This is a genomic window from Massilia sp. LMS1-1-1.1 (assembly GCF_040815535.1).
Lineage (GTDB): Bacteria > Pseudomonadota > Gammaproteobacteria > Burkholderiales > Burkholderiaceae_D > Janthinobacterium > Janthinobacterium aestuarii.
Window position 1 is genome coordinate 145721 of sequence record NZ_JBFPNG010000065.1, and the last position, 17999, is coordinate 163719.

Sequence of the window (17999 nt, forward strand, 5' to 3'; positions counted from 1 at the left end):
TTTGCAAGCGATAGCGGAACAATTCAGGCAGCAGATCCTGGCGGCCAGCGCGGCGGGCAAGCCCTTGCGCCTGCGCGGCGGCGGCACGAAGGACTGGTATGGCCAGCAGCTCGAAGGCGAGGTGCTCGACACGCGCGCCTATGCGGGCATCATCGATTACGAACCGACGGAGCTGGTGATCACGGCCCGCTGCGGCACGCCGCTGGCCGAGATCGAGGCGGCGCTGGCCGCGCGCAACCAGATGCTGGCCTTCGAGCCGCCGCACTTCGGCCCCGGCGCCACGGTGGGCGGCGTCGTCGCCAGCGCCTTGTCCGGCCCGCGCCGGGCCAGCGCGGGCGCCTTGCGCGATTTCGTGCTGGGCGCCGTGCTGATGGATGGCCATGGCGAACGCCTGGCCTTCGGCGGACAGGTGATGAAGAACGTGGCCGGCTACGATGTCTCGCGCCTGCTGGCGGGGTCCCTGGGCACCCTGGGCCTGATCCTGGAAGTGTCGCTGAAGGTGCTGCCCTTGCCGCTGCGCGAAGCGACGTTACGCGTGGCCTGCGCTGAAATCGCCGCCTTGCGCATGCTCAATGAATGGGCGGGCAAGCCGCTGCCGATATCGGCCAGCTGCTGGCACGATGGCGTCTTGAGCGTGCGCCTGTCCGGCGCCGAGGCGGCCGTGTCGGCGGCCCTGCAATCATTGAAAGGCGAAGTGCTGGCATACGATGACGCGGCCGCCTTCTGGCTGGCCGTGCGCGAGCAAACGCATGATTTCTTTGCGGGCGCGGGCAGCCTGTGGCGCTTGTCGCTGCCGCCGCACGCCAGCGCCATGATTTTAAAAGGGCGCCAGCTGATCGAGTGGGGCGGCGCGCAGCGCTGGCTCAAGCTCGACGGCGACGCCGATGCCGCCAGCAGCGCGCACATCCGCCAGGCCGTGGCGGCCGCGGGCGGCCATGCGACGCTGTTCCGTGGCGGCGACAAGGCCGTGAGCGTATTCCATCCGCTGGCGCCGGCCGTGGCCACCATCCACCAGCGTCTGCGGCAGGCTTTCGATCCGGCCGGCATCTTCAACCCGCACAGAATGTATTGAGCGCGCATGCAAACCAATCTCGCCGATTTCATCAAGAATACGCCGGCAGGCGACGAAGCCGAAGCCATCTTGCGCGCCTGCGTGCATTGCGGCTTTTGCACGGCCACCTGTCCCACTTATCAGCTGCTGGGTGACGAACTCGATGGCCCGCGCGGACGCATCTATTTGATCAAGCAAGTGCTCGAAGGCGCGCCCGTCACGGCCAAGACGCAGACGCACCTGGACCGCTGCCTGACCTGCCGCAACTGCGAGTCGACCTGTCCCTCGGGCGTGCAGTACGGGCGCCTGGTCGACATCGGCCGCAACGTCGTCGAGCAGCGCGTGCAGCGCCCCTTGCGCGAACGCGCCTTGCGCTTCGCGTTGAAGGAAGCCTTGCCGCGCCGCTGGCTGTTTACGCCCGTGTACAAGGCGGGACAGGCGCTGCGCCCGCTGCTCTCAAAAAGCTTGCAGGACAAATTGCGCCCGGGTGCGCAAGCCGGTGCATGGCCCGCGCGCCAGCACGCGCGCACCATGCTGCTGCTCGACGGCTGCGTGCAGCCGGCCATGTCGCCGAACATCAACGCGGCCACGGCGCGCGTACTCGATGCCTTGGGCGTGCAACTGATCGTCGCGCCGAAGGCGGGCTGCTGCGGCGCGCTGCGCCATCACCTGAACGACCAGGACGCGGCGCTGGACGACATGCGCCGCAATATCGACGCCTGGTGGCCGTATGTGGAAAGTGCGGAAGCCATCGTCATGACTGCCTCCGGCTGCGGCGCCACGGTCAAGGAATATGGCCATTTGCTGGCGCACGATGCGCAGTATGCGGAGAAGGCGCGGCGCATCGCGGCGCTGACGCGCGATCTGTCCGAGATCATGCCGGCGTTTGAAAACGAGCTGGTGGCGCTGCTGCAAGGGCGCATCGGCAAAAGGGTGGCGTATCACCCGCCGTGCACCCTGCAGCACGGCCAGCAGGTGCGCGGCAAGGTGGAGCAGGTCTTGCGCGCCGTCGGCGTCGACGTGCGCCTGTGCGCGGACAGCCATTTGTGCTGCGGTTCGGCGGGCTCGTATTCGATCCTGCAGCCGGCACTGTCGCAGCAGCTGCGCGACAACAAGGTGGCGAACCTGGAGGCGTGCGAGCCGGAGATGATCGTGTCGGCCAATATCGGCTGCCTGAGCCATTTGCAGTCGGGTACGGAGACGCCCGTGCGGCACTGGATCGAGCTGATCGACTCGGCCTTGACGCCTACATAGGCACTTCGCTGTACTGCGCGATGCGCCATTGGGGCGCCGGCACGAAGTTGGCGGCCCACTCCAGCACGGCGTCGGCCGGCATGGGGCGGGCGATGCCGTAGCCTTGCGCCAGATCGCAGCCCAGCTGGATCAATCGCGCGCCATGTTCGATGCTTTCCACGCCTTCGGCGATCACCGTCAGGCTGAAGGAGCGGGCCAGGCCGATGACGGCGCGCACCAGGTGCAGGTCGTCGCGGTCGTTGAGCATATTACGCACGAAGCTCTGGTCGATCTTGACGATATTCGCCGGCAGGCGTTTCAGGTATGACATCGACGAGTAGCCGGTGCCAAAATCGTCGAGGGCAAACGTGATGCCCAGCGCCTGGCAGGCGCGGATGATGCGGCGTACGTCTTCGATGTCGTGCAGGGCCGACGATTCGAGGATTTCCAGTTCCAGCATGCTGGCGCGCACGCCGGGAAATTCGCCGAGGATGGTTTCCAGGCGTGAGACGAAGTCCGGTTGCTGGAAGTGGCGCGCCGCGATATTCACGCTGACCACCCAGTGCTTGCCGCCAGCCACCCAGCGCTGCATCTGCCACAGGGCCTGGCGCAGCACCCATTCGCCGATGTCGATGATCAAATCCGTCTGTTCCACCAGCGGCAGGAATTGCGCGGGCGCCAGTATGCCGCGGCGCGGATGCTGCCAGCGCAGCAGCGCTTCCATGCCCACCACCGTGCCGGCGCGCATGTTCACCTTGGGCTGGTAGTACAGCCGCAGTTCGCCATTGATCAGGGCGTGGCGCACTTCCGTGCGCTGGTTGTGGTGGGTGCGCACTTCTTCATCGAGATTCGTGTCGAAGAAATGGTACTGGTTGCGCCCCGTCAGCTTGGCCTGGTAGACGGCGTGGTCGGCATGGCGCAGCAGGCTTTCCGTATTCAAGTCCTTGCCCGCGTAGACGGCGATGCCGGCGCTGGCCGTCATGTGCAGCGCCTGCTGGTCGCACTGGTAGGGGCGGCTCAGTTCCGCCATCAGCTGCGTGACGTTTTGTTCGATGCTGGCGATGCTGGCCTGGCCGCACAGCAGCATGACGAATTCATCGCCGCCCAGGCGCGCCGCGTAGTGGACCTGGCCCGTAAAGCCGTGCAGGCGGCCGGCCACCTGTTTGAGGATTTCATCGCCGGCCTCGGCGCCGTAGCGGTCGTTGATGGCCTGGAAGTGGTCGAGGTCGAACAGGCAGACGGCCAGCAGGCGCTGGCGTTCGCGCGCGAGGAACAGTTCCTGTTCGAAGCGGGCGGCCAGCGCGGCACGGTTGGGCAGACCCGTCAGCACATCATTGTAGTTTTGCCAGGACAGCTTTTGCAGCGCCTGCTGCATGTGCACGGTTTCGTTCAGTTGCTCGCCCAGCTGGCGCTGGCTGGTTTTCAGCGAGGTCAGCAGTTCTTCGATATCGCCGGCCATGCCATTGAACGACTGCGACACGGCTTGCGCCTCGGGTGTGGCGCCCGCCGCCAGGCGCACGGCGAAGTTGCCGTCGCGGAAGCGGTCGGTCGCTTGCACGAAGCGCGCCAGCAGCTTGCGGTGCGTGGCCAAGATCAAGCCCAGCAGCACGAAGACGAGCACGATATTGATGCCGCTGAGGACGGCCTGCTCGCGCACCCTGAGCCACACTTGCGCCAGTGGCAGGCCTGGCGTGTAGTGCAGGTCGAGGATGCCGTCGCCGCCGTCCGGCAGCGCCACCGTCAGGCGGCTGCGGATGGCCGTGATGCCGGCCAGGCGCGCGAACCATGTAGGCACCGTGGCCAGCGTGCCGGCCAGCTTGCTGTCGGCCAGTACTTCGACATGCCCGCCCGCCGTGTCCCAGCGCGCGGAAACGAGGCTGCGGTTCAGCGGCAGGGCGCTGCGCAGCACTTGCCGGACGCTGTCGTGCATCGCGTGGCTGTCCGCGTGCACGGCCAGCGGCAGCACGCTATTGGCGAGGAACAGGTCGAGTTGCCGCGCATCGCTCTGGTAGCGCGCATTGGCCAGCGCCGTTTCCGTGCCGAGCAGGGCGTGATAGCGAACGGCGGAAACGGCGAGTATCAGGAAGAAAATAGGAAGAAAGAGGCGGGAATAAATTCCCATCCGCATCCATGAAGATAATATTTTCCCAAAGACTGGCATCGTTTTTTGATCGATATCTGCGAATAATTATGCAAACATTATCACCGAAATTTGCTATTGGAAACACAATATTGATATCAAGCATGAAATAAGTGCGGATTGATTGATTTCGGCAATTATTGTTTTTAATCAAACCGTCAAATTGCTATTCCTGTAGCAATTGCCGAATGTCGTCCGCCAGGCTGGCCGGTTTGCTGGCCGTCGCGTAACGGCGAAATACGCTGCCATCCTTGCGCACCAAAAACTTGGTGAAATTCCATTTGATCGACTGCGTGCCCAATATGCCGGGCGCCGCCTGTTTTAATTGAGCAAATACGGGATGCGTATGCGGGCCATTCACGTCGACCTTGGCAAACAGGGGAAAGGTGACGCCGAAGTTTTTCTCGCAAAAGGCGCCGATTTCCGCATTCGATCCCGGTTCCTGCTGGCGGAATTGATTGCAGGGAAAACCCAGCACGACCAGCCCTTGGTCGTGAAATTCGCGGTACAGCGCTTCGAGCCCCTGGTATTGCGGCGTGAAACCGCAGGCGCTGGCCGTGTTGACGACTAGTAAAACCTTGCCTTTGTATTGCGCCAGGTCGACCGGCGTGCCGTCCAGCGCCTCGGCTTGGAAATCGTGGATGCTGGTCATGTCAGAGGAGTCCCAGTTTGGTGGCGCCCGTTTGCGGGGCGGGTTCCGGCGCCGTTGCGCCCTTGAGTTTGATTGTCAGGCGCAGATCGTTGACGGAGTCCGCATTGCGAAGCGCGTCTTCATAGCTGATGGCGCCCGCTTCGTGCAGGTCGAACAGGGCCTGGTCGAACGTCTGCATGCCGTGCTCGCGCGATTTTTTCATCAATTCCTTGATCTCGTGCACCTGGCCCTTGAAGATCAGGTCGCTCATCAGCGGCGAGTTGAGCAGGATTTCCAGCGCCGCCTTGCGCCCGCCGCCGTCCTTGTTGGGAATCAGGCGCTGCGAAATCATGCCCTTCAAATTCAGCGACAAGTCCATCAGCAACTGCTGGCGCCGCTCTTCGGGGAAGAAATTGATGATGCGGTCCAGCGCCTGGTTGGCATTGTTCGCATGCAGGGTGGCCAGGCACAGATGGCCCGTCTCGGCAAACGCGATGGCGTGGTCCATGGTGTCGCGGTCGCGGATCTCGCCGATCTGGATCACGTCGGGCGCCTGGCGCAGGGTGTTTTTCAGGGCCGTGGCCCAGTCGTCCGTATCGACGCCCACTTCGCGCTGGGTGACGATGCAGTTGCCGTGCGGATGGATGAATTCCACGGGGTCTTCGATGGTGATGATGTGGCCATGGCTGTGCGCGTTGCGGTGGCCCACCATGGCGGCCAGGGTGGTCGACTTGCCGCAGCCCGTGGCGCCCACCATGATGACGAGGCCCCGCTTGCTCATGACGATGTCTTGCAGGATGGCCGGTAAACCGAGCCCATCGAGGGTGGGGATGGCGGTATTGATCAAGCGCAAGACCATGCCTGCCTGACCCATCTGCACGAAGGCGGACACGCGGAAACGTCCGAGGCCGTCCGGGCTGATGGCGAAATTGGCTTCGCGGCTGGACGCGAACTCGGCCGCCTGGCGTTCGTTCATGACGGCGCGCACGTAGCCGGCCGCCTGCTGCGCGTCGAGCGCGCCGCCCGCCAGCGGCGTCAGCTTGCCGTCGAGCTTGATGGCGGGAGGAAAGCCGGCCGTGATGAACAGGTCCGAGCCGCCCCGTGCGCGCATCTGCGCCAGCAGCGCGTGCATGGCGCCATAGTGTTCGTGCGTCGTCTGCATGGCTTATCCGGGGAAGTTTTCAGGAGCCTTGGCGGCCGAGCGGGCCGTCTCGGCCGAGATCGTACCGCGCCGCACCAGGTCGGACAGGCACTGGTCCAGCGTTTGCATGCCCACGTTGCTGCCTGTCTGGATGGCTGAATACATTTGCGCCACTTTCGCTTCGCGGATCAGGTTGCGCACGGCCGGCGTGGCCAGCATGATTTCATGCGCGGCCACGCGGCCCATGCCATCTTTAGTTTTCAGCAGGTTTTGCGAAATGACGGCTTGCAGGGATTCGGACAGCATGGCGCGCACCATTTCCTTTTCCTCGGCGGGGAAGACGTCGATGATGCGGTCGATCGATTTCGCCGCCGACGAGGTATGCAGGGTGCCGAACACGAGGTGGCCCGTTTCGGCCGCCGTCAGCGCCAGGCGGATGGTTTCCAGGTCGCGCAATTCGCCCACTAAAATCACGTCCGGGTCTTCGCGCAGGGCCGAGCGCAGCGCGTTGCTGAACGAATGCGTGTGCGAACCGACTTCGCGCTGGTTGATCAGGCATTTCTTCGGTTCGTGCACGAATTCGATCGGGTCTTCGATGGTCAAAATATGGTGGTTCAGGCGCTCGTTGACGTGGTTCACCATGGCCGCCAGGGTGGTCGACTTGCCGGAACCGGTCGGCCCCGTCACCAGCACGAGGCCCCGTGGGCGCATGGCCAGCTCGCCGAAGATGCGCGGCGCGTTGAGGTCTTCCAGGGTCAGCACCTTTGACGGAATCGTGCGCAGCACGGCCGAGGCGCCCCTTTCCTGGTTGTAGGCGTTGACGCGGAAGCGGGCCAGGCCGGGAATTTCGAACGAGAAATCGCATTCCAGCGCTTCTTCATACGCCTTGCGCTGGCTGTCGTTCATGATGTCGTAGATCATGCTGTGCACTTCCTTGTGCTCGAGCGGGGGCACGTTCAGGCGGCGCACGTCGCCGTTGACCCGTATCATCGGCGGCAGGCCGGAAGACAGGTGCAGGTCGGAAGCCTTGTTGCTGACGGAGAAAGCGAGTAGTTCGGAGATGTCCATTTATAATCCCTGTGCCTGCATTGATGGGCTGGCGCACTGTGCCGCCGCCCCTATACACTAGAAAATGATTATGTCCACAATCGAACAGAACTTGCAAGCCGTGCGCGAGAGTATTGCGCAGGCCGCCGCTGACGCGCAGCGCGCCCCGGCCGACGTGACCCTGCTGGCCGTCTCGAAAACCTTCGGCGCGGATGCCGTGCTGGACGCCATGCGCGCGGGCCAGGCGGCGTTCGGCGAAAATTATCTGCAGGAAGCGCTCGACAAGATCGCCTTTGTGAAGGCGGCCGCGCCGCAGCACGCGCCGGCATGGCATTTCATCGGCCCCATCCAGAGCAACAAGACGCGCCCCATCGCCGAGCACTTCGACTGGGTGCATACGGTGGAGCGGGAAAAGATCGCCACGCGCCTGTCCGAGCAGCGCCCGGCCGGCTTGCCGGACCTGAATATCTGTCTGCAAGTCAATATCAGCGGCGAGGCCAGCAAGAGCGGCGTGACACCGGCCGAACTGCCGGCGCTGGCGCATGCCGTGGCGCAATTGCCCCGTTTGCGCTTGCGGGGCCTGATGGCCATCCCCGAGCCGGAAACGGAGCTCACGCTTCAGCGCGCCGCCTTTGCGCAATTGCGCGCGCTGTACGAACAATTGAAGGCCGAAGGGCTGGCGCTCGACACCTTGTCGATGGGCATGTCGGCCGACTTGCGCGCCGCCGTGCTCGAGGGCGCCACCATCGTGCGCGTGGGCAGCGCCATTTTCGGTTCCCGCAACTATTCCTGATGAAGAGAGAACAAGCATGACGACAGAATTGAATATCGCATTCGTGGGCGGCGGCAACATGGCCGCGGCCCTGATCGCCGGCCTGGCGGGTAAATTGACCCTGGGCGGCAACATCCACGTGATCGACCCGCACGCGCCGGCGCTGGAAAAACTGCAGGCGCAATTCGGCGTCACGACGGCCACTGCCGCCGGTGACGCGCTGCGCGGCGTGGACGTGATCGTGCTGGCGGTGAAACCGCAAAGCATGCGCGAAGTCGCGGCGCAATTGCTGCCCTTCCTCGACGGGGAGCGTGCGCCATTGATCCTGTCGATCGCGGCCGGCATCCGCGCGCAAGACCTGTCGCGCTGGCTCGGCGATTACCCGGCTATCGTGCGCTGCATGCCGAACACGCCGGCCCTGATCGGCATGGGCATCACGGGCATGGTGGCCAGCAGCGGCGTCAGCGAAGAACAGAAAAAGACGGCGGATGCCATCCTGCGCGCCGTCGGCCAGACGGTCTGGCTCGACGATGAAGCGAAGATCGACCCTGTCACGGCCGTGTCCGGCAGCGGTCCCGCCTATGTGTTTTACTTTATCGAAGCGATGCAGCAGGCGGCGGCCGAATTGGGCTTGACGCCCGAGCAGGGGACGCAGCTGGCGATTGCCACGTTTACGGGGGCGGCGCAGCTGGCGGCGAACTCCAGCGAACCGGTGTCCTTGCTGCGCGAGAGGGTCACGTCGAAAGGCGGCACGACCTACGCGGCCCTGACCAGCATGGAAGAGAGCGGCGTGAAGGCGGCCATCGTCAAGGGCATCAAGGCGGCCGCGCAGCGCGGACGCGAGATGGGGGACGAGCTGGGCAAATAAACGCTACATCACCTTGACGGCGCGGCCGATATACAGGATCGGCCCAGTCGGCCTGCCTGTCGGCGAGCCTGTTTGCGGTTCCAGCGTGATTTCAAACAGTTGATCGGGCTGCAGCGGCGGCAGCTTATCCAGGGTCAACTTGAGGCTTTGCCCCGGCTTGACCAGGCCCAGCGAGACGGGCGCGCCCCAGTCCTTGCCCTTGGTCCAGAATTGCAGGGCTTTTTGCTGCGGCACGGCAGTCGGACCCAGCGGGATCAGGCTCAGGTCGCGGCTCTTGCCGCCGCGTCCGCCCGCCTGCACGATCCAGCCCGGCGATTTATCCTGCGGCGCCACCAGCACCACCAGATAGCCGGGTCCGCTGGGCGCTTGCAATTGCGTAGTGACCAGCACGGCCAGCGCGGCCGTCGCCGCCAGGCCGCCGCCGGCCAGCAGTCTCCAGAAGGCCAGGCTGTTCCACCACGCTTGCCAGCCGCCCGCTTGCCGCACGGCTTTCGGCGTGAACAGGCTGGCACTGATGCGCGGCCACAGCTGGGTCGAAGGCGTTTCGGGCGGCGCCAGCGTGGTCAACGGCAGCAGACGCTGTTCCCAGGCATCGACGGCGTCGCGCAGGGCGGCGTCGCGCGGCAAACGCTGTTCCACTGCCGCGCGTTCGGCCAATTCCAAGGTGCCCAGCACGTATTCGCTGGCCAGCCGTTGCAATTCCTCGTCGCTGTTGATCATTGCATGCACTCCCGCAGGGCGGCCAGGCCCCGCTTGACCCAGGCCTTGACGGTTCCCAGCGGCGCTTGCAGGCGCTGCGCGATTTCGCTATGGGAACAGCCATCGACGTAGGCGTACAGGATGCTATTGCGTTTGGGCTCGTCCAGGTGGCCGAGGCAATCGTGCAGCTTGCCCAAGTCCGCCTGGTCGGCATAGGCCTCGCCCGTATCATGGCTTTGGCGTTCGTGCAGCAGGGTTTCCACGGTATCCTCGTCGGCTGACAGTTCATGGGCGCGGGCACGCGCCACGTCCAGCGCCTGGTGCCGCACCACCACATAGATCCAGCCCTTGCCGCTGCCGCGCGTGGCGTCGAAACTGCCGGCGCGGCGCCAGATATTCAGGAAGGCGTCGTGCAGCACGTCTTCGGCCAAGGCCCGCTGGCGCACGATGCGCAGGGCCACGCCCAGAAGATAGCGGCTTTCCTGCTGGTACAGGCCATGCAATGCTTGCTGCTCGCCCCTGGCGCAGGCGCGCAGGGCGGCATCGTAATCGTAAGGGGCGGCGTGGGCTGGCAAGGTTGGGGCAATCGTCAAGGTTTAACGGTTAGCAAGTTTTCAATGCCGAGTATAGGCCAGAAACCAGCTTGCCAACCGTCAACGCCAGGTATTTATACGGCTTTCCAGAAGATATAGTCGGCCTGGTAGGGCACCCATTGCTTGGCGCCGATCGACTCCATGCCGCAGGGGCTGCTTGGCGCCACGCCGCCGCTGGTGGCCACGCGCTGGATGTAGCTGACGCCCTGCATGGCGCCGCTGCCCGTGGCCGGGTTGGCTTTTACCAGTTGATACGGGATGTTGCCCGCGCCGGCCGGCGCCACGGCCACTTGTGTCGCCGTCACTTTCGAGCCATCGAGGTTGGCCCAGGTGGCAGGAGGACCGACATACGTACCCACTTTCATGCCGCTGCGGTCGTTCAGAGCCGCGTCCGGTCCCACGAAGACCCATTCATGGCCCGTCATGTCTTTCTTGGCCTTGCATTCGTAGGCGATCTTGCCCACGCCCACCGTCTGCATGGCCACCTGGTGGCCATCGGGCACTTTCACGGCGTTCGGCAATTGTTCCTGCGAATAGCGCGCGCTCATGGGGGCGCAGGCGGCCATCAGCAGGGCGGCGCACAGCACGGTGAGGGAAGGGGCGGTATGGCGTGGGGCGATGGTGGCAAGCATGGCAAACTCCTGGTAGTTGGCTCAACCGGCTGGTTGATACCATTACTACGCAGGGGTTTGCTATTTGGATGCAGCCAGGAAAAAAATATTTTATTCCGGTGTTTCTTTCTTGCTGAAACGCTGCGCCAGCGCCAGCACGACGGGCATGGCGGCCGTGGCGTGCTTGAGCAGTGCGCCGCTGGCCCGCATCAGCGGCAGGAAACGGCGCGGACGCACGAGCAGCAGGCCCAGCACGGCGCCCCCTATCATCAGGGGAATTTTGAAGCGCGTGGCCAGGGTATGGCGCAGATTGCCGCCCGTCAGCGGTTCCATCAATTGCCGCGTTTGCACGCTCAGAGCCAGGCGTTGCAGCGCGCATTCGGCCAGCAGCGCATCGCGCCGCTGCGCCAGGCTGGCGGCCGTATGGACGTGCGACAACTTGGTGGGATGCGTGGTCATGGCCGCTCCGATCCCCGGCGTGCCAGCAGTTGCAGCTCGTCCAGGTCTTTGTTCAGTTCGGAAAGTGTGAAGGACAGCAGTTTCGGCTTGCTGCGGAAACTGGCGCGCACGCCCAGCAGGGTGGCGATGGCGGCAATGATGAAGACGGCGGCCGTGATGGCGATGGCGGCGATGCGGTGCGTGTCCCAAAATAATACGATGACGAGGAACACGATCAATACCAGGCCGACGAACAGGCACAGCAGTGCCAGCATGGCCAGGGCCAGATAGGACAGGAAGCGCAGCGACTCTTCTTCCATTTCCACTGCCGCCAGGGCCAGACGGGTCTGGACGATGGCGGCGAGGGTCGCTGCGACTTGGGCGACATGGTGCATGATAGCCATATGCTGCCTTTCGCGTCAGGAGACGGCCTATGCCGTCGGTGCTGCGTCGGTACTAACTAGCGGCGTGACGAGGAAAGCAGCAGGCCGAACAGTACGCCCACGACGGCGCCCGCGCCCACGGCTTTCCATGGATTGTCCTGCACGTACTCGTCGGTGACCTTGGCCGCCTTCTTGGTCCGTTCGAGCAAGTCTTCTTCCAGCTTGATCAAGTCTTTCTTGGCCGTTTCCAGGGTGGCGATGAACTTGTCCTTGACGGCTTTCACATTCTCGCCCGTCTGATCCTTGGCGCCGTCGAGCCAGCCTTCCGCTTCATTGATGACGGTTTTCAAGTCGCCCGCCAGTTTGTCGCGGGCCTTGTCGGCGTCGGCGAGGATGCTGTCGCTGCTGGATTTTCCGGTATGTATCGAGCTCATGTATTACCTCATGGAAGTGAAACTGCACAGTGAAATACCAGTGTAGGCAGCTGCGGCCAGGCTTGTCTTGCGCCGCCTCAAGGGCTGCCGCGGCGCCAGAGTTATTGCTTAACGGAAAGCAAAGTCCAGCACCACGCCCGCAAACACCGCTGCTCCTAGCCAGTTATTATGCCGGAATGCCGCAAAACACGGCATACGCTCGCGTGCGCGGATCAGGGTGTAGTGGTAAACGGCGCATCCGGCCGCAACTACCAGGCCCGCGACGAACCAATAACGCAAGCCCAGGTACCAGCCGCAGCCCAGCCACAGCAGCAGGAAAACGGCATAGCAAAACATGACGATGGCCACGTCGTAGCGGCCGAAGGTGATGGCCGACGTCTTGATGCCGATTTTTAAATCGTCGTCGCGGTCGACCATCGCGTATTCCGTATCGTAGGCCACGGCCCAGAAGACATTACCTAGCAGCAGCAGCCAGGCGACGACGGGCACGGAATCCGTGATGGCGGCAAAGCCCATGGGAATGCCGAAGCCGAAGGCGATACCGAGATACGCTTGCGGAATGGCAAAGAAGCGCTTGAAGTAGGGATAGGTGCCCGCGATGATGACGGCGGCCACGGACAGTTGCTTGGTCAGCGCATTCAGGGGCAGGATCAGGCAAAAGGCCAGCACGGTCAGTACGCCGGCCACGGCCAGCGCTTCCTTGCCGCTGATGCGTCCGCTGGTGATGGGGCGCTCCGCCGTACGCTTGACGAATTTGTCGATATCCTGGTCGGCGTAGTCGTTGATGGCGCAGCCTGCCGAACGCATCAGGAAAGTGCCGAGAGTAAAGATGAGCAGCAGCCGCCAGTCCGGCACGCCCTGCTGCGCCAGCCACAGCGCGCACAGGGTAGGCCACAGCAGCAATACGGTACCGATAGGCTTGTCCAGCCGTATCAGGCGGAAATACAGCGCCAGCTTGTTCATGGAAGACTCGATCTTGTTGAAGAGAAAGGTCGATTATCGCAAATAGTATGTAAATGTACTATTCGTCGTCTTCGCACAAGGGAGTGATGCCAGGCAAGTTGCAGCTGGCGATGGCCGCGCACAGGGCGTCGATGGCGGCCTTGCGCGTAAAACTCTTGCGCCACAACATCACCACCCGGCGCGATGGCACGGGGGCGGCGAATGGCCGGTATTCGAGCATGCCGTCGGTGGCGTGCATATTGGCGACGGAGGCGCGCGGCAAGACCGTCAGGCCGATGCCGCTGGCCACCATGTGGCGGATGGTTTCCAGTGAGGAACCTTCAAACGTGCGCTGCATGCCGTTGCCGGGCGAGGAAAAACGCGCCATTTCGGGGCACACTTCCAGCACCTGGTCGCGGAAACAGTGGCCATTGCCCAGCAACAGCATGGTTTCCGATTTCAAATCCTGCGCGGCGATTTTGTCACGCGCCGTCCACGGATGCTGGCGCGGCATGGCGACGACGAAGGGCTCGTCATACAGTTCCTGCATCGCCATGCCATGGTCGGGCAGGGGCAGGGCCATGATTGCCACGTCCAGTTCGCCCTGGCGCAGCAATTCGAGCAGGCGAACCGTGAAGTTTTCCTGCAAGATCAAAGGCATCTGCGGTACCTGGTCTATCATGGCCTTGACCAAGGGCGGCAGCAGATAGGGGCCGATCGTGTAGATCACGCCCAGGCGCAGGGGGCCGGCCAGCGGGTCCTTGTTTTGCTTGGCGAGTTCCTTGATGGCGGCCGTCTGTTCCAGCACGCGTTCGGCTTGCGCGATGATCTGCGCGCCCAGGGGCGTGACGGAGATTTCCGCGCCGCCCCGTTCGAACAGGACGACGCCCAATTCGTCTTCGAGTTTCTTGATGGCCACTGACAGGGTGGGCTGGGCAACGAAGCAAGCTTCGGCGGCATGGCCGAAGTGCTTCGCTCGCGCGACTGCAACGATATATTTCAGTTCAGTCAGTGTCATAGGTTGATTGAAACACAGGAAGTACTTACTTGCAATGAATGAAAGGTGGCGCAAACGTGAAACTGTGGCGCCGATGGCGTATTGTAGCGGATCGCCCCCTATAATGCGGGACCGGGCGGCGGAGGGAGAGGGTGATGGAACTGCAGATGCAGACGCTGGAAGCGGCGATCAATTACTGGCGTGCCAGGCAACCGGCGCACGGCAATGAATATGCGCTGTCGCCGCCCGTCAGCCGTCTGGCCGGCGTGTATGCGCTGATGATTTACCACCGGCAAGATCGCATTGCCGAAGAGGACCTGGAACCGGCGATCCTGGCCTTGATCGATGCCTGGCGCCGCGATGCCGGCGGCATCCAAAGCGATAGCCACGCCTGATTGCGGCCCTTTTATTGCGACCCTATTAATAACCCAACAAGAGATATCCATGCCTGACTTTGAAAACAAACTGTGTGGTCGTGACGAACTGCGCGCCCGCGCCGCGGCCCTGCCGAAACCGGTGGTGGTGACGAACGGCGTGTTTGATATTTTGCACCGCGGCCACGTGACGTATCTGGCGCAGGCGCGCGCGCTGGGCGCTTCGCTGATCGTTGCCGTGAATACTGATGCTTCAGTGAAACGTCTGGGCAAGGGCGACGACCGTCCCCTGAACAACTGCGAAGACCGCATGGCCGTGCTGGCCGCGCTGGAAGCGGTGAGCCTGGTCGTGCCATTCTCGGAAGACAGCGCCCTGGAAGTGGTGCAGGACATCGAACCGGAAATCTATGCCAAGGGTGGCGACTACGACATGGCGGCCATTCCGGAAGGCAAAGCCGTGCTCGCGTATGGCGGCCAGGCTGTGGCCATCGATTTCGAGCATGACCGCTCGACCACCAAGCTGTTGACGAAAGTGCGGACGCAGCAGGGCTGAGGAAGCTCGTCAATGTTTCCATACAGATAAAAAGACGTTACTATGAGAACTGCCAGGGCTGCGACTTCGTTTCGACCGCCCCAGCACGTTACACCGTCTGATATGCATTGCTTGTCATAGAAAATAAATGGATCATAAAACTTCTGGGGATTGGCCACTGCCCTCCGGCGCCTGGTACGTCGATGACGAGGGCGCGTGGAGCATGCAGCGCAGCGCGGACGGCCAGAACGTCTCGCCCTTGGTGAGCCATGCCGATATCGGCAAGCTGATGCTGGCGCGGCGCCTGCCCGCTGCCGCCGACGCGCCCGTGCGCCAGTTTCCGCCCGAATTCTCGTTCGACCCCGTTTCGGGCGCGGCCTTGCAAGTGCCGCCCGACACTTCAATTACCCCGCCGTGGGTGCCGCCCTATGGCGCACACCCCGTCAGCGACGTGCCGCCGGCTGGCCCGGCCGGCTTGCGCCAGGCCAGCGTGCCGCTGAAACTGGCCGACCAGCGCGTCCGCGAAGAGCATGCGCAAGCCGATGCCTCGCTGCCCATGCCGCCGCCCGGCGAATACGAATTCTTTTCCGCCCAGTTCGGCACCAGCGCACCCGCGCTGCTGGCGCTCGACCCGCGCAAGGCCGTCCTGCACGCGTGGCTGCCCGCCTCGAAACGCTGGCTGGCGCTGGACCCCGACTATGGCAGCCTGCTGGCTGAATCGGATCTGGCCCACGGCGCCTGGCGCGCCGAGCTGGTGCCGGAGTTCAATAGCGTGCTGGTCTTGCCGACCAGCCACGGCCTCGCCTGCATCCGCCCCGACGTGCCGTCGCTGACCTACGTGGTCGAGCACGTGGGCGGCGCGCCGTGCATTGCCAGCCCCGTCTGGTTCCAGAACCGGCTGTGGGCACCGCTGCGCGACGACGATGGCCGCATCCGCTTCGTCAACCTTGACGCCGCGCAAAAGCCGGGCAGCGACGTGCTGCTCGACGGCATGGTCGACCTGGGTACCGTCAGCGCGCCCGTCGCCTACAACCGCATGGCCGTGTGGCCGTGCGCCAACGGCCAGCTGCGCTTGCAGCTGCAGCCGGACGGCAACGTGGCCGCCTCGTTCACCCCGTGGCCCGAAGGGCTGGTGCCGCATTTTGAATTCGGCAGCCCCTACGTGTCGCGCGACGGTGGCCTGTGGCAGCTGTGCTTCGAGCGCAGCCGCGGCACCTATGTCTACGTGAAACTGGGCGCGCAGGCCGAACGGGCCGACGCGCTGGCACCGCGCCTGTGTTCGGGCAGCTTCAATTACCGCTTCGCCACCAAGCTGAAAACGGCGCCGTGGGAAGAACCGGAACACGGCGACGATGGCGGCAAGAACCAGGCCGTCATGCCGCTGCTGGAATCAAGCGTTGGCAACAGCGTCTTTGGCGTGAAGTTCGCCACCAGCGCCGGCCTGTCGAGCGTGCTGCGCTCGAACGAGCGTCTGGCGGCGCAGCTGGTGCAGGACGACGAGTTGCGCGAAACCGTATTCCATACGTTCGCCGTCAGCGAGCCGTGGCGCTTGCGCCTGTTTGTCCATGAAGGCATGCTGTGGGCGTATCACCCCTTGCTGTCGCGCATCGATGGCTGGGCCTTGCAGGCATGAAAGCGCGCGTCCTGATTGCGGCCTGCGCCGCCTTTTTCGCCACCGCCAGCGTGCAGGCGGCCGGCATCCAGCAAGCCTTTCTCGTGCAAAACTCGGGCTGGATGGAGCCGTTTTATACGGATGAGCAGTCGCAACTGAAAGCCCTCGTGGGCGCCGTGGCGCAGGCCGCCACGAACCCGTCTGATAAAGTTTATACGCTGGCCTTCAGTCAGAGCAGCGGCAGCAATGTGTCGCCCGCGCTGATCGGGCAGGGACAGGGCGGCGCCGGCGTGGCGGGCCAGCTGGCCAATCTCGGCCTGGCGCGCAAGAGCGCCGGCGGCGCGCTGGCCGACACGGATTTCCAGGAAGCCGTCACCAAGACCATCACGGGCCCGTTCCAGTCCGCCTCCGGTATCGTGTGGATTTTTACGAATAACAAGAACAGCCCGAACAACGACAGCCAGACGGCCGAGCGCAACCGCGACTTTTACCGGCTGCTGCATCTGGAACCGTCGATCACCAAGACGGTGGTGTTTCCGCTGCGCATGCCCGTGCAGGGCAAGCTGTACAGCGCCAAGGGCCTGATGGTGTATGCGCTCGCGTATGGCCAGCCCGCGTCGGAGGCGTTGAACCGCATCCTGGCCGAAGGGCGGCTGTCGCAAGTGCTGACGCGCCCGCCCGCGCGCCTGAAACCGGTGGACCAGGATGCCGTGCGCATCGTGCCCCAGTCCGTCAAGAACAGCGCCAATGTGCACGCCAGCCTGGGCCGTGACGGGCGTACCATCGTGCTCGACGTCGATGCGGCGAAGCTGCTGCCGCAAGTGGTGCTGCAGGCGTCGCTGCAAAACATGTTTTTCCCGTACGTGATCGATAGCGCCAAGGTGCACGCCAGCCTGGCCGGCCAGAACGCGCCGCTGCATGTTGCGCCGGATCAAATCCGCCAGCTGCAGCCGGGTGCCAGCCAGTCCGTGCAAGTGCAGTTTGCGCTGCCGATGGCGCAGATTCCATCGCCGTGGTCGGCGCAGGCGATCGCCGCCATGGGCAAGCAGGTGATGCTGCCCATGCAGGCGCAAGTGGGCCTGTCGGAACAGCGGCTGGCGCTGGCGTCCAGTTTTGGCAAGGATTTGCAGGAACTGTTCCCTGGCGACCCGATCTCAAGCATGTTTACGCCGCCCGACAGCGTGCGCGCCTCGCAGGCAACGATACCGCTGCTGGTGCGCATCCAGTATCCGCTGCTGCCCGTGCTGGTGATACTGGGCGGCGTCCTGGCGCTCGTGCTGGGCTTGCTGGCGCTGGGCCTGGTCGGCACGCGCGCCACGCGCTACAAGGTGATGGCCGATGGCGTGCAGCGCCAAGTGCTGTTGAAACCATTCAAGAGTGTGCAGATCCGCGATGATGACGGCCGCGACATTGGCGACCTCAAGCGGGGCCTGGGCAAGCCGGCCGTCGTGCGCGTGGCCGAGGGCCATACCCTGAGCCTGGCCTGAACACAGATTCCTTT

Annotated in this window: 20 protein-coding genes; 8 read left to right on the top strand and 12 right to left on the bottom strand. The window is 63.9% G+C overall.

Annotated features, from left to right (window positions below):
• The first annotated feature begins 1 nt into the window (after position 1).
• Together glcE and glcF are read left to right on the top strand one after the other, a co-directional pair.
• Positions 2–1072, top strand: a complete 1071-nt coding sequence (gene glcE / locus MRBLMS1_RS27625; RefSeq protein ID WP_485883519.1) for a glycolate oxidase subunit GlcE — start codon at positions 2–4, stop codon at positions 1070–1072.
• Between the two features lie 6 nt (positions 1073–1078).
• On the top strand, positions 1079–2305 hold the full coding sequence (glcF, locus tag MRBLMS1_RS27630) for a glycolate oxidase subunit GlcF (RefSeq protein ID WP_485883521.1): 1227 nt from the start codon (positions 1079–1081) through the stop codon (positions 2303–2305).
• On the opposite strand, the gene MRBLMS1_RS27635 is transcribed toward glcF, so the two are convergent.
• The 4 genes from MRBLMS1_RS27635 to MRBLMS1_RS27650 form a co-directional block, all read right to left on the bottom strand.
• Complete coding sequence (locus MRBLMS1_RS27635) at positions 2298–4406, bottom strand: putative bifunctional diguanylate cyclase/phosphodiesterase (protein WP_485883523.1); 2109 nt, start codon at positions 4404–4406, stop codon at positions 2298–2300. The genes glcF and MRBLMS1_RS27635 overlap by 8 nt on opposite strands.
• Positions 4407–4590: 184 nt before the next feature.
• Entirely contained in the window at positions 4591–5076 is a 486-nt protein-coding gene (locus MRBLMS1_RS27640; RefSeq protein ID WP_128141304.1) for a glutathione peroxidase, read from the bottom strand.
• 1 nt (position 5077) lies between these two features.
• Complete coding sequence (locus tag MRBLMS1_RS27645; RefSeq protein WP_181877967.1) at positions 5078–6217, bottom strand: PilT/PilU family type 4a pilus ATPase; 1140 nt, start codon at positions 6215–6217, stop codon at positions 5078–5080.
• A 3-nt stretch (positions 6218–6220) separates the two neighbouring features.
• Positions 6221–7264: a type IV pilus twitching motility protein PilT gene (locus tag MRBLMS1_RS27650; protein WP_139091709.1), complete on the bottom strand. Its 1044-nt coding sequence runs from the start codon at positions 7262–7264 to the stop codon at positions 6221–6223.
• 70 nt (positions 7265–7334) lie between these two features.
• On the opposite strand from MRBLMS1_RS27650, the gene MRBLMS1_RS27655 reads away from it, so the two are divergent.
• Together MRBLMS1_RS27655 and proC are read left to right on the top strand one after the other, a co-directional pair.
• Positions 7335–8036, top strand: coding sequence for a YggS family pyridoxal phosphate-dependent enzyme (locus MRBLMS1_RS27655; RefSeq protein WP_485883526.1), 702 nt, complete (start codon positions 7335–7337; stop codon positions 8034–8036).
• A 16-nt stretch (positions 8037–8052) separates the two neighbouring features.
• Positions 8053–8883, top strand: a complete 831-nt coding sequence (proC, locus tag MRBLMS1_RS27660; protein WP_128141307.1) for a pyrroline-5-carboxylate reductase — start codon at positions 8053–8055, stop codon at positions 8881–8883.
• A 3-nt stretch (positions 8884–8886) separates the two neighbouring features.
• Here proC and MRBLMS1_RS27665 read toward each other — a convergent pair whose 3' ends face one another.
• The 8 genes from MRBLMS1_RS27665 to MRBLMS1_RS27700 form a co-directional block, all read right to left on the bottom strand.
• Positions 8887–9603, bottom strand: a complete 717-nt coding sequence (locus MRBLMS1_RS27665) for an anti-sigma factor (RefSeq protein ID WP_485883529.1) — start codon at positions 9601–9603, stop codon at positions 8887–8889.
• Positions 9600–10169, bottom strand: coding sequence for a sigma-70 family RNA polymerase sigma factor (locus MRBLMS1_RS27670; protein WP_374106884.1), 570 nt, complete (start codon positions 10167–10169; stop codon positions 9600–9602). Before MRBLMS1_RS27670 ends, MRBLMS1_RS27665 begins: the two co-directional genes overlap by 4 nt.
• A gap of 80 nt (positions 10170–10249) precedes the next feature.
• Positions 10250–10807 carry a DUF3455 domain-containing protein gene (locus MRBLMS1_RS27675; protein WP_128141309.1) on the bottom strand — a complete coding sequence of 186 codons (558 nt, stop codon included), beginning with the start codon at positions 10805–10807 and terminating at the stop codon, positions 10250–10252.
• 90 nt (positions 10808–10897) lie between these two features.
• Positions 10898–11245 (bottom strand): hypothetical protein, encoded by a 348-nt coding sequence (locus MRBLMS1_RS27680; protein ID WP_128141310.1) that lies wholly within the window; start codon positions 11243–11245, stop codon positions 10898–10900.
• Positions 11242–11619: a phage holin family protein gene (locus tag MRBLMS1_RS27685; protein ID WP_485883532.1), complete on the bottom strand. Its 378-nt coding sequence runs from the start codon at positions 11617–11619 to the stop codon at positions 11242–11244. Before MRBLMS1_RS27685 ends, MRBLMS1_RS27680 begins: the two co-directional genes overlap by 4 nt.
• Positions 11620–11684: 65 nt before the next feature.
• Complete coding sequence (locus tag MRBLMS1_RS27690) at positions 11685–12041, bottom strand: ElaB/YgaM/YqjD family protein (RefSeq protein WP_072456840.1); 357 nt, start codon at positions 12039–12041, stop codon at positions 11685–11687.
• Between the two features lie 108 nt (positions 12042–12149).
• Entirely contained in the window at positions 12150–13004 is an 855-nt protein-coding gene (gene ubiA / locus MRBLMS1_RS27695; RefSeq protein ID WP_070305742.1) for a 4-hydroxybenzoate octaprenyltransferase, read from the bottom strand.
• A gap of 58 nt (positions 13005–13062) precedes the next feature.
• Entirely contained in the window at positions 13063–14001 is a 939-nt protein-coding gene (locus tag MRBLMS1_RS27700) for a hydrogen peroxide-inducible genes activator (protein ID WP_128141311.1), read from the bottom strand.
• A 134-nt stretch (positions 14002–14135) separates the two neighbouring features.
• Here MRBLMS1_RS27700 and MRBLMS1_RS27705 point away from each other — a divergent pair, with 134 nt between their 5' ends.
• From MRBLMS1_RS27705 to MRBLMS1_RS27720, 4 genes are all read left to right on the top strand, one after another.
• The gene (locus MRBLMS1_RS27705) at positions 14136–14375 is read left to right on the top strand and encodes a DUF3717 domain-containing protein (RefSeq protein ID WP_485883535.1); all 240 of its coding nucleotides are present in this window, start codon (positions 14136–14138) and stop codon (positions 14373–14375) included.
• A 49-nt stretch (positions 14376–14424) separates the two neighbouring features.
• Entirely contained in the window at positions 14425–14907 is a 483-nt protein-coding gene (gene rfaE2, locus MRBLMS1_RS27710) for a D-glycero-beta-D-manno-heptose 1-phosphate adenylyltransferase (RefSeq protein ID WP_035824719.1), read from the top strand.
• A 127-nt stretch (positions 14908–15034) separates the two neighbouring features.
• Positions 15035–16519 (top strand): hypothetical protein, encoded by a 1485-nt coding sequence (locus tag MRBLMS1_RS27715; RefSeq protein WP_485883538.1) that lies wholly within the window; start codon positions 15035–15037, stop codon positions 16517–16519.
• Positions 16516–17985: a hypothetical protein gene (locus MRBLMS1_RS27720; RefSeq protein ID WP_139091702.1), complete on the top strand. Its 1470-nt coding sequence runs from the start codon at positions 16516–16518 to the stop codon at positions 17983–17985. The genes MRBLMS1_RS27715 and MRBLMS1_RS27720 overlap by 4 nt, the downstream gene beginning before the upstream one ends.
• Positions 17986–17999: the final 14 nt, after the last annotated feature.